Source organism: Streptomyces macrosporus (genome assembly GCF_039533145.1).
In the GTDB taxonomy this organism is placed as follows: domain Bacteria; phylum Actinomycetota; class Actinomycetes; order Streptomycetales; family Streptomycetaceae; genus Streptomyces; species Streptomyces macrosporus.
Map to the genome: position 1 here is coordinate 314,559 of NZ_BAAASZ010000017.1, position 11,384 is coordinate 325,942.

8 protein-coding genes and 1 pseudogene are annotated in these 11,384 nt (G+C 75.0%); 4 read left to right on the plus strand and 5 right to left on the minus strand.

The annotated features are described in order from the left end of the window. Nucleotides 1-8 precede the first annotated feature (8 nt). Together ABD335_RS09830 and ABD335_RS09835 are read right to left on the minus strand one after the other, a co-directional pair. Complete coding sequence (locus ABD335_RS09830; RefSeq protein WP_344321772.1) at nucleotides 9-419, minus strand: (2Fe-2S) ferredoxin domain-containing protein; 411 nt, start codon at nucleotides 417-419, stop codon at nucleotides 9-11. Beyond that, nucleotides 416-2,404: a heavy metal translocating P-type ATPase gene (locus ABD335_RS09835; RefSeq protein ID WP_344321773.1), complete on the minus strand. Its 1,989-nt coding sequence runs from the start codon at nucleotides 2,402-2,404 to the stop codon at nucleotides 416-418. Before ABD335_RS09835 ends, ABD335_RS09830 begins: the two co-directional genes overlap by 4 nt. Nucleotides 2,405-2,500: 96 nt before the next feature. Here ABD335_RS09835 and ABD335_RS09840 point away from each other — a divergent pair, with 96 nt between their 5' ends. Then, nucleotides 2,501-2,893 (plus strand): ArsR/SmtB family transcription factor, encoded by a 393-nt coding sequence (locus ABD335_RS09840; protein ID WP_344321775.1) that lies wholly within the window; start codon nucleotides 2,501-2,503, stop codon nucleotides 2,891-2,893. Between the two features lie 755 nt (nucleotides 2,894-3,648). Beyond that, a complete protein-coding gene (locus tag ABD335_RS09845) occupies nucleotides 3,649-5,118 on the plus strand; it encodes a restriction endonuclease (RefSeq protein ID WP_344321776.1) in 1,470 nt (489 codons plus the stop codon). A gap of 131 nt (nucleotides 5,119-5,249) precedes the next feature. Here ABD335_RS09845 and ABD335_RS09850 read toward each other — a convergent pair whose 3' ends face one another. The 3 genes and pseudogenes from ABD335_RS09850 to ABD335_RS30745 all read right to left on the minus strand — a co-directional run. Then, nucleotides 5,250-6,632: a peptidase C39 family protein gene (locus tag ABD335_RS09850; RefSeq protein ID WP_344321777.1), complete on the minus strand. Its 1,383-nt coding sequence runs from the start codon at nucleotides 6,630-6,632 to the stop codon at nucleotides 5,250-5,252. 276 nt (nucleotides 6,633-6,908) lie between these two features. Continuing rightward, on the minus strand, nucleotides 6,909-7,151 hold the full coding sequence (locus ABD335_RS09855) for a hypothetical protein (RefSeq protein WP_344321778.1): 243 nt from the start codon (nucleotides 7,149-7,151) through the stop codon (nucleotides 6,909-6,911). Between the two features lie 82 nt (nucleotides 7,152-7,233). Further along, nucleotides 7,234-8,016: pseudogene (locus ABD335_RS30745) on the minus strand (serine hydrolase domain-containing protein); the annotation flags it as partial. Between the two features lie 320 nt (nucleotides 8,017-8,336). On the opposite strand from ABD335_RS30745, the gene ABD335_RS09860 reads away from it, so the two are divergent. Both ABD335_RS09860 and ABD335_RS09865 read left to right on the plus strand, forming a co-directional pair. Next, nucleotides 8,337-8,888, plus strand: coding sequence for a uridine kinase family protein (locus ABD335_RS09860; protein WP_344322119.1), 552 nt, complete (start codon nucleotides 8,337-8,339; stop codon nucleotides 8,886-8,888). A gap of 481 nt (nucleotides 8,889-9,369) precedes the next feature. Further along, nucleotides 9,370-11,382 (plus strand): AAA family ATPase, encoded by a 2,013-nt coding sequence (locus ABD335_RS09865; protein ID WP_344322120.1) that lies wholly within the window; start codon nucleotides 9,370-9,372, stop codon nucleotides 11,380-11,382. Nucleotides 11,383-11,384: the final 2 nt, after the last annotated feature.

The window sequence follows — 11,384 nt, forward strand, 5'->3', positions numbered from 1 at the left end:
GCGCCGCCTCAGTCCTCCATCCGTCCCCGTATCCGGCGGGAGGGAGTGAAGGCGTAGAGGTCGAGGACGCCGGGCGGGTCGGCGAGGCCGGGACCGCCCCGCTCGACCCAGGCCGTGATGTCGGCAGTGGCGTCGGGGTCGTTGACCAGGCCGAGCCAGACCGGCCGGCCGCCCGCCGCGCGCCCGGCGGGCGAGGGCTGGACGACCACGACGTTGGCGTGCTCGCACGCGTCCAGGCAGTCGGTGACGCGGACGGTCGCGGTGCCGTCCAGGGCCCGGCGCAGGTCGCGCAGTTGGGCGGCGTGGTCGAGTCCGGGGATCTTGGCGCTGCCGCAGCAGCAGCCGCGGCAGACGGTGACCGTGCACCGCGCCGTCCCCGCCGGCGGGGCGGAGGCGGCACGGCGGGTGCGCCTGCTCACTCGGTCCCTCCCGCGGCGGCGTTCTTCCAGGCGGTCTCGCGCAACAGGCGCAGGCCGTTGAGGCCGACGACGACGGTGGAGCCCTCGTGCCCGGCGACCCCGAGGGGCAGGGGCAGGGTGCCGATCAGGTCCCAGGCCACGAGGACGGCGATGAACACCCCGGCGACGACGAGGTTCTGGACCACCAGTCGGCGGGCGGTCCGGGACAGCCGCACGACGGCGGGGACGGTGGCGAGTTCGTCGCGGACCACGACGGCGTCGGCGGTCTCCAGCGCGAGGTCGGACCCGGCCTTGCCCATCGCGACGCCGGTGTGGGCGGCGGCCAGGGCGGGGGCGTCGTTGACGCCGTCGCCGACGACCAGCACGTTCCGGCCCTCCCGCTCCCACGCGCGGACGGCGGCGACCTTGTCCTGGGGCAGGAGTCCGGCGCGGACGTCGGTGATGCCGACCTCCGCGGCCAGGCGCCTGGCGGCGCGCTCGTTGTCGCCGGTCAGCAGCACCGGCGGCCGTCCGGTCAGCTCGGTCAGCGCGGCGACGGTGGCGGTGGCGTCCGGCCGCAGCCGGTCGGCGATCCCCAGCACGCCCACCGGAACCCCGTCGCGGAGCACCACGACCGCCGTGTGCCCGGCGTCCTCCACCTCCCGCACCACCTCCCGGTGGGCCGGGTCGGCGTCGGCGGGCAGGAGCCGGGCCGGGGAGCCGACCCGGACCGTGTGGCCGTCGACGCCGGCGCTCACGCCCCGGCCGGGGACGGAGGCGAAGTCGGTCGCCTCGGCGAGGGGGAGGCGGCGTTCGCGGGCGGCGTCCACGACGGCGCGGGCCAGCGGGTGCTCGCTGGGGCGCTCGGCGGCGGCCGCCAGGGCCAGCAGCTCGTCGTCGGTCAGCCCGCCGTCCGGCAGCGGGCGCAGGTCGACGACGCGCGGGGTGCCCTCGGTGAGGGTGCCGGTCTTGTCGAGCGCGACCGTGTCGACCCGGCCGAGGCGTTCCATGACGACCGCGGACTTGGCCAGCACGCCGTGCCGGCCGGCGTTCGCGATGGCCGACAGCAGCGGCGGCATCGTGGACAGCACCACCGCGCACGGCGAGGCCACGATCATGAACGTCATCGCGCGCAGCAGTGCCGACCGCAGCTCGTCGCCGAGGGCGAGCGGGACGGCGAAGACCGCCAGGGTCGCGATCACCATGCCGATGGAGTACCGCTGCTCGATCTTCTCGATGAACAGCTGGGTGGGGGCCTTGGTCTCGGACGCCTCCTCGACCATCCGCACGATCCGGGCGATCACCGTCTCCGACGAGTCCCGCTCCACCCGCACCGTGAGGGCGCCCGTGCCGTTCACGGTGCCGGCGAACACCTCGTCACCGGCCCGCTTGGTCGCCGGCAGCGGCTCGCCGGTGATGGTGGCCTGATCCACCTCGCTCTCGCCGGACAGGACCCGGCCGTCCGCGCCGACCCGCTCGCCCGGCCGGACCAGGACGGTGTCCCCGACCGTCAACTCCTCGGCCGGGACGGTCTCCTCGCTCCCGTCGGGCAGCAGCCGGGTCGCGGTGGCGGGGGCGAGGTCCAGCAGGCCGCGCACGGAGTCCGCGGTGCGGGCGGTGGCGACGGCCTCCAGGGCGCCGGAGGTGGCGAAGATGACGATCAGCAGCGCCCCGTCGAGGACCTGGCCGATGGCGGCGGCGCCGAGCGCGGCGACGACCATCAGCAGGTCCACGTCCAGCGTTCTGTCCTTCAGGGCCTTGCACCCCTCCCAGCCCGGCTCCCAGCCGCCCGTGACGTAGACGGCGGCGAACAGCGGGCCCCACAGCCAGGCGGGGGCTCCCAGCAGGTACGGCGGAAGGGCGATCAGGAACAGCACCAGGGCCGCGAGCGCCCAGCGGGCCTCGGGCAGGGCGAGGATCCGGGTGCGCCGGCGCGGCGCGGCGCCGGTGGCGCGCTCCCCCGGCGACGCCGGGGTGGTCGCCGCGGTGGTCAACGTGGAAGTCATCGGCGAAGGGCCTTCGGTGGACGGGGACTCCGACCCGCACACCATACAGGAACATTTGAACAGTCATTCATGTGTTCATTTCCGTAGGATGAGCCCATGGGCCACGGAGCACAACCCCCCGAGCACAGCGGCGCGGTCCCGCGCACCCGGCTGACCGCGCAGAACGCGCCGAAGGTCGCCGAGACCCTCCAGGCCCTGGCCGCTCCCTCCCGGCTGCTGATCCTGGCCCGGCTGCGCGAGGGCCCCTGCGCGGCCACCGAACTGGCCGCCGCCGTCGGCATGGAGCAGTCCGCCTGCTCCCACCAGCTCCGCGTCCTGCGCACCCTCGGCCTGGTCACCGGCACCCGGCAGGGCCGCTCCGTCGTCTACGCCCTGCACGACAACCACGTCGCCGAGCTCCTCGACCAGGCCCTCTACCACGTCGAACACCTGCGGCTGGGCATCACCGACGCCCCCGCCGAGGCGACCGCGCCGACCACCGCCCCCTGAGCGGTCGGCCGCTCGGCCACGGCGCGCCCGCGCGGGGAGGAACGGCCCTCCCCCGCGCCGGGGACGGACGCGGCGGTGCGTCGCTCCCCCCCTCGGCGCGTCCGAGACCCGGCGTGAGCGGGCCGCCGGACGCCGCGCGGACGCCTCCGGGACCGCCCGCGCTCGGCCGACGAGCCGTGACGGGGCGCGTGACCGGACGAGCGTCGGGTCGACGCCCGTCCGTGCTCCGCCTCCGTTGTCCGCCTCCGTTGTCCGCCGGGGAGTCCCGAACACCCCGGGCCCGCTTTTCGGTGGGCCCGAAGCGTTTCCCCGAGACCCTCGCGTCGCGTGCCGGGGGACACGATCCGCGGCGGGTCTCCTTTCTCGACTTTCTCGACGATCCGGGGCGCCCACGGCCGGGCGGAGCCCGGGCCGGTGCACGGGCACGGGCGCGGGCGGCCCGTCGGCCGAGCCGCGGGGTGGTCGCGAGGTGCGGGGCGCCGACACCACCGCCGCCCGTCGTCCGCTACAGTCCGTCCACTTGGCTGTACGGGGCAAGGGGGGACGGAGTGGGTCACGGCAGATGTCCGGTCTGCGGACGCCGGGCGCCGGTGGACGGCGGGGTCGTCGGCCACCACGAGAGGGACGGCCGGAGCTGTCGGGGGCTCGGCCGAACGGCCGTGGGGCGGCGTCCCCCGGGAACGGGTGCTCCGCGAACCGACAGCGGAGGCGACGCCGTACGGGACGCGCCACCGCGCTCGCCGGGAGACCTCCGCATGGAGACGGTCACGGGCGTGCTCGTGTTCCTGATGGCGGTCGGCCTGCTCGCCCTCCTCGTCGGGGGCCTCCTCTACGCCGTTCTCGACTCCGTCGTGGTCCTGGCGGGCGGCGCCGTCGCCTTCGTGCTCGCCGGGCTCGGCACCCTGGTGTGCAACGCCACCCCGGCGGGCCGCCGCAACACCGCCTGGTACCAGGCCATCACGGAGAAGCAGACCGCGGCCCGGGCGGCGGAGTCCGACCGCGCCGAGCGGGAGCGGCGGACCGCCGAGCGGCGTGAGGCGGAACGCCGCGAGCGCGAGGCGGAGGACGCCCGGAAGCGGGCGGTGCGCGAACTGCTGGACGGCCTGCCCGAACGAGGGGCGCCGCAGGAGGAGGCGATCGCGTACTGCCTGTCCAGGACGAGCGCGGCCCGCGACCCCAGAATCCACGCCGAGGCCCGGAAGCTCGCGCGCCGGCACATCGCCGTGGACGAGCGCATCCTGTGCGTGGCGCGCTCGATGACGTACCGGGACAGGGAACGCCCCGCCCTGCTGATCCTCACCGACCGCGGCGCGGCCGTGTCCGACAAGGGAACGTCGTACCGGTTCGACCCCGGACCGGAGGACGTGTTCGATCCCGTGCCGGATCCCGCCTGGGGGCATCTGGAGGTCGGAGAGCTGCGCTTCCCCTTCCGCGACAACCCCGATCTGCGCATCGCCCTCCTGGCCCGGGAGGAGGCCGCGGCCACTCCCCCACCGGCCGCGCCACGGGCCGACCGCCCCCGGTCGAGGCTGGTCCGCACCGCCCGGGACGCCGAACTCACCGCCGTCGAGTGGATGCGCTACCTGGGCTTCACCGACGCGGTGGCCACCCCCGTCGGCGCGGACGAGGGAGTGGACGTCATCGCCGAACGCGGTCTGGCGCAGGTGAAGATGGAGGGCGTCCCCACCGGCCGTCCGGTGGTCCAGCAGCTCTACGGCGTCGCCGTCGCCCAGGGCAGGGCGGGTCTGTTCTTCTCCCTCGCCGGCTACACCCCACAGGCCGCCGACTGGGCCTCGCGGCACGGCATCGCGCTCTTCCGGTACGACCTCCAGGGGACACCGGAACCGGTGAACCCACCCGCGCTGCGGCTCCTGGAAGCGGCCGACAGCGGAGCACCCCGGCCGCCGGAGGAGGACCCGTCCCCCGAGGAGGACCTCGACGAACCCCCGGCACCGGGAACACCCGTCGACGAGGCGTTCGCGCGGCACGCGGAGGACGCCGGGCTGGAGGCCGAACTCCTCCGCGACATCGCGCGGACGGTGGTCGCCGAGCGGAACGCCGGCATCGCGTACGTGCAGCGGCGGTTCTCCCTCTCACGCCCCGCCGCCCGACGCGCCCTCCAAGCGCTCGAACATCTCGATCTGGTCTCCGCTCCCGCCGGAAACGGACGCCGCACGGTGACGGCCACGTCCCTCGACCACCTCGTTCCCCCGAACGAGCGCTGAGCCGCGGACCACGCCGACGCGCGCTGCCCCACGTTCCCGCTCGGCATACCGCCGCGGGCACCGATGCCCCGGGACGACAGCGGGCGCTGCGGCCCCGGGGCATCGGTGCGGTGCCGTCTTCCGGCGCCGGCTCAGCGGATGCCGAGCCGGCGCAGCGCGCGGCGCTGCGCCGGGGAGGGCTTGGCCGGGAAGAGGAGGTAGCAGATGCCTCCCGTACCGCTCCTGACCCGGCCGTTTGCGTCGTAGCGCTTGGTGCGGAGCCAGATATTTTCGAACTGACGGCGCTTGTAGACGTGGCGGACGGCCTCGTTGCTGTCGCTGGCCGGGTCGTTGGCGATGACGTCGCCGTCCTCGGTGAAGCCGATGACGGTCATCAGGTGGCCGGAGGTGCCGTAGCCCGCGCCGTCGAGTTCGGACTCCATGAAGGACTGGGACGTGATCAGGGGGATGCCCGCGCGGATCAGGTGCTCGGCGTCGGTGAGGGAGTCCAGGCGCGTGACGATGCCCTGCATGTCGGGGTACGTGGCGGCGTAGGCGGTGTTGAACGGCCAGTTGCCGCAGCCGGAGTACTGGTAGTCGTAGGTGAAGCGGGCGGCGTGGCAGACCTGGGGGTCGGCGTACTCGGGGTTGACCCAGGCCAGGTCCTCGGCGGTGGGCCTGCGTCCCCAGTACTCGATGATCATCTGCGAGGAGGTGGGGCTGCACCACGCCTCGCCGCCGTTGTCGTACTCGGGGTACTGGCCGATGTGGGTGTTCTGCGAGTAGCGCGGGACGTTCAGCTCGATGCCCGCGCCCACGCCCGGCGTGGTGGCCGGGACCTCGAAGCGGGCGGGGACGTCGGAGCCCATGGCGCCCAGCCGCCAGACCACCGGGGTGGCGTCGGTGCCCGGGGCGCGGTGGAGGACGACGCGCAGCCGGTAGGAGGCCAGGCGCAGGTCGCCGTCGGTGTCGTCGATGGCGAAGGTGTCGGTCCAGACGCTGGACTTGCCGTCGCCCTGGTCGTCCACGGAGGTGCGGCGGATGTCCTGGTCGTCGGCGGCCCAGATGCCCAGGGTGTACCAGGGGGTGTCGGTGCCGTCGGTGTAGGTGCCGCGCATCTCGATCCGGATCCAGGTGCCGGCGGGGGTGTGCGCGTTCCAGGAGGCGACGAGTTCGCTCGCGGGCACCGGCAGGCGGTGCGCCGGGGAGGTCCAGGTGGCGTACTCCCAGGAGGCGGCGCGGCCGGTGTGCGGGTCGGTGTAGTCGGTGGTGCCCGCGGGGGTGGCGATCAGGATGCCGGGGCGGCGGCCGGCCGCCACGCGGGTGCCCTCCGCGGTGCCGGCGCGCCAGTCGGGGACGGAGGTCCAGGCGTGGTAGTCCACGGTGGAGTCCCCCGGGCGGCGGCCCGCGCGGGCGGCGGCCGGGGCCACGGTGAGCGGGGAGGCGACGGCCGAGGAGGCTACGGCGGTGGTCGCCGCGGTGGCGAGGGCGGCGGCGAGGACGGTGCGGCGCGTGGCCGGTCTGCTGGCGGTCATGATGGTGGTTACCCCGGTCCTTCCGTGAGTCGGTGCGCGTGGGCGCCGCACGTGAGGGCTGCGCTGGGTGGTGCAGCGGCGGTGTGGCGGACGCACGGTGGAGTGCCCACATCTTGCCCCCGGTGGATCACCAGGGCCAGTACTCGCGCCCGTCGGACGCCCGGAATCATTGGTCTCTTCCTCTGGCGCACGGGACATCGCGGGGGCGGCCGGGCGAGCGCCTGCGCCGGGGCGCCCGCCCGGGGTCGCGCCGCCCCGGCCCGGCGGCCCCGCGGCTCACCGCAGTGCGGCCGGCACGATCGGCAGGCCGCGGGTGTTGCCGTCCTCCGCCTTGGCGTCGGTGGAGTTGACCGAGTAGACGACCACGCGCCCGTCGGGGCCGAGGGTGGCGCCCGTGCCGGTGGAGTAGCCGTGGCGAGCGCCGGTCTTGCCGTACCCGACGGTGCCGTCGGGCAGCGTCATGCGTCTCAGACCCATGGTGTACACGGCTCCCTCGATCCCCTCGGGGACCTCCAGCATGTGCCGGAACCGCTCCTCGGGCACGACCCTGCCGCCGAAGAGCGCGTGGGCGAAGCGCTCCAGGTCGGCGGCGCTGGAGACGACGTACCCGGCGGCCCGGGACGCGGACGTCGTTCCCGGGGAAGTAGGTGTCGCGCATGCGCAGCGGTTCCAGGATGCGGCGCCGCACCTGGTGTTCGTACGACGTGCCGGTCACCTCCTCGATCGGCAGCCCGAGGACGGTGTAGTCGATGTCGAGGTAGTCCTGCCGCTCCCCCGGCGTGAACCTCTGCGGCTCGGCGACCGCCGAGGCGACCATCTCCCGCGGGGTGGTGGAGTCGAAGCGGTGGGCGTACTGGTCGGCGAGGGAGTCTCCGGGGCCGTCGACCGGCGCGAGGCCGCTGGTGTGGTCGAGCAGGTGCGCGACGGTGATCGGGGACCGGTCGGCGGGGAACAGGTCCGGCAGGTGCTCCCGCACCGGACGGTCCGGGGCGACGCGGCGTTCGGCGACGAGTTGGAGGACGACGGCCGCCGTGAGGACCTTGGTCGCGCTGCCCGCCCGGAACCGGCCGTTCGCGATCGCCTTCCGCCCGGTCTCCAGGTCGCGGACGCCGGCGGTGCCCCGCCGGGTGCCGTCCCGGCCCGAGACCCGGACGGCCGTCATCGCCACGGAGTGGGAGAGCACGTCGTGCATCTCCCGTGCGATGCGGGCCCGTTCGAGGGCCGCGGCCCGCTCCGCCTCCCCGCGTGCGGCCCGCGGTCGGCTGCGGCCGAGCGCGTAGGCGCCGAAGAAGCAGAAGAGGGTGAAGAGCGGCTCCCGCACCTCGCCGGTGTCGAGCCGCACGCCGACGGCGATCAGCGGCACCCCGGCCGCGCACACCGCCATCCGCCGCCGGCGGGGGGGCACGGCGGCCGTGTGGACGGCCACCAGGCCCTCGTACGGCAACAAGGGCCGGCCCGGCCCGTCCACTGCCGGTTCGCAGAGGAACCGGGCCGCCACGACGGCGACGAGCACCGTCGTCGGCGCTCGTCTGCGCCGGGTCAGGGGCAGCACGACCAGGGCGTCCGCGCGGACCGCGCGGCGCCGGCGCCGGCGGTCGGTCGTACGCTGGGGCCGTGGCTTCCCGTTCCCTCGACGCCCTCTCGGGCGTCCCCTCCGGCACCTCCCCGGGCGGGGCCGACGGGCTCGCCGGTCTCGCCCGGTGGTTGCGCGCCCTGCCGCCGTCGTGCGGTCCGGTGCGGCTGGTGGCGGTGGACGGGCACGCGGGGTCGGGGAAGAGCACGCTGGCCGGTCGGCTGGCGGGGGCCCTGGGCGGGGCGCCGGTGCTCCGTCTGGACGACCTGGCCAGTCACGACGCCCTGTTCGAGTGGACCGGCCGCGTCCTGGACCAGGTGATCGCTCCGCTCTCGCGCGGGGAGCCCGCCCGGCACGGGGTGTACGACTGGGTGCGCCGGGCCTTTCGGGAGGAGCGCGTGGTGCCGCCCGCGCCCGTGGTGCTGGTGGAAGGGGTGGGCGCGGGCCGTCGTGCCCTGCGCCCCCATCTGGCCCGCCTGCTGTGGATGGACCTGCCGCCGGAGGAGTCCTGGGCACGGGGACGACGGCGGGACGGGCCCGGGCTCGCGGACTTCTGGGACGGCTGGGAACGCGCGGAGCGGCGGCACTTCGCCGCCGACCCCTCGCGCCCGTACGCGGACCGGCTGGTGCGGCAGTGCCGGAACGGATATCTGGTGCTCCCGGGGCCTCGGGTACGGTCGTGAACACCCGCCCGCACCCGCCAACACCCGCTCCGATGACGCTCCGTGACGCCCGGCCGTCTCTCCGCGCCCCCGTCACGCCGGCCGGCGCGTTCCGGTTCCCTCCGGCTTGACCGGTCCCCTGTCCAGGTTCTACGTTCTCCCTGAACGACCCGGAAGGGACGTTCACCACACGAAGCCCCCGGTTGTTCCCCCGTGATCGGGGGCTTCGTTCTGCCCGCGCGCCTCCGCCCGCTCTCACCGAGCGTGATCGTCCGATGCTCCCGGAGCGCCCGGCCGTCGCGCTGCCTCCCCCCTGGCCTGCCCATACGCCGTCTACGACCGGGCTCCCAGCGCGGGTACCATGCCAAATGCCGTGGATCGCCGGGGAATTGCTCCGGCATACGCGGCAACTCCCGTCCACAGCAGGGCCGTTGAACACCGCCAACGCCGTCGGGCGACAGCCCGGCGCACACCACTCGGGGGATGTCTCGTGGGGGACGTGATGGACCACGGCACGCAGGACACCCATGGCACGCACGCCCCCGCCGATCTCGCCTGGCTGCGCGGAGTGGACGCGTACACCGTGGGCGGTTACGCCCACGCCGAGGAGGAGTTCCGCACCGCCGTGCGGATCGATCCGGGCATGGCCGACGCCTGGCTGGGGTTGCACGCCCTGCGCGTCGACACCACCACCGCCCTGCTGCGCATGTACGAGCACCGCGACCGCTTCGGCGAGCAGCGCGCCCGCCACGGGCGGCCCCTGAACTCCTGGTACTGGCTGGGCTGGTGGGTGCAGCCGGTGCTGGAGACCGAGCGCGACCTGCTGCTGGCGCACGCCTCGCACTGGCTGGACGGCCGGCACGTCGCCGAGCTGGACCGGGCCCTGGCCGAGTGCCCGCCGGTGGAGACCGATCCGCAGGTGCGGTTCCTGCACGCCTGCCGCGCCTACCTCGCCAAGGACTGGGAGTTGCTGGTCCGGCACACCGATCCGCTGGTGGACGACCCGCTGTTGGGCGTGGAGGCGAGCCTGTTCGGGGGCATGGCCCGGGTGCGGCTGGAGATGTACGGGCAGGCCGAGCCGCTGCTGGCCGCCGCGCTGATGCGCTGCCGCAGCGAGCAGCCGCAGCGCAAGGAGCTGCGCTACTGGCTGGCCCGTGCCCGGGAGGGCACCGGGCGCAGCGCGTCCGCGCTGCCGCTGTACCGGGCGGTGCACCGGGTCGATCCGGCGTTCATGGACACCTCCGCCCGGCTCACCGCCATCGCCGAGGGCGACGGGCTGGACGACGCGCCGGGTCTGAGCACGGCCGTGACGGTGGCGGGCGGCGAGGACGTCCCGGTCCCGCCGGTCGACCCGCCGGCCGGCTCCGGGAGGCCGGGCCTCGACGGGGTCGACGGGGCCGATCCGGCCACCGAGGGGCTGCTGTCCGGCGGCGCGGGAGGGGTGCCGTCCGGGCCCGTGCCGGTGGAGGTCGACGGGGCCGATCCGGCCACCGAGGGGCTGCTGTCCGGCGGCGCGGGAGGGGTGCCGTCCGGGCCCGTGCCGGTGGAGGTCGACGGCGCGCGGCACCGGTCGGCGGGGTCCTCCGGACGTGGATCGGGACAGTTCCCGGCCGGGCCGGCCGATCCGGAGCTGCTGGCGCAGGCGATGGACGAGTTGGAGCGGATGGTCGGCCTGGAACCGGTCAAGCGGCAGGTGCGGGCGCTGTCGGCGCAGTTGAAGATGGCGCGGCTGCGGGCCGAGCAGGGGCTGCCCGTCCAGCCGCCCAAGCGGCACTTCATCTTCTCCGGTCCCTCGGGAACGGGGAAGACGACGGTGGCGCGCATCCTGGGGCGGGTGTTCTACGCGCTCGGCCTGCTGGGCGGCGATCACTTGGTGGAGGCCCAACGGGCCGATCTGGTCGGCGAGTTCCTGGGTCAGACGGCGGTGAAGGCCAACGAGCTGATCGACTCGGCGCTGGGCGGGGTGCTGTTCGTGGACGAGGCGTACAGCCTGTCCAACACCGGCTACACCAAGGGCGACGCGTACGGCGACGAGGCGTTGCAGGTACTGCTCAAGCGCGCCGAGGACAACCGGGACCGGCTGGTGGTGATACTCGCCGGCTATCCGGAGGGCATGGACCGGCTGCTCGCCGCCAACCCCGGCCTGGGCTCCCGCTTCACCACCCGGGTGGACTTCCCCAGCTACCGTCCCCTGGAGCTGACCGCCATCGGCGAGGTGCTGGCGGCCGAGAACGGCGACGTGTGGGACGAGGAGGCCCTGGAGGAGCTGCGCAGCATCAGCGGCCACGTGGTGGACCAGGGCTGGATCGACGAGTTGGGCAACGGGCGCTTCCTGCGCACGCTGTACGAGAAGTCCTGCGCCTACCGCGACCTGCGGCTGTCCGGCTGCCCCGGCACGCCGTCCCGGGAGGACCTGGCGACGCTGCGGCTGCCGGACCTGATGCAGGCGTACGGGGAGGTGCTCTCCGGCCGCGGCCCGGCGGGGCCGCGGCCGGAGCCCCCGACTCCTTTCTGACG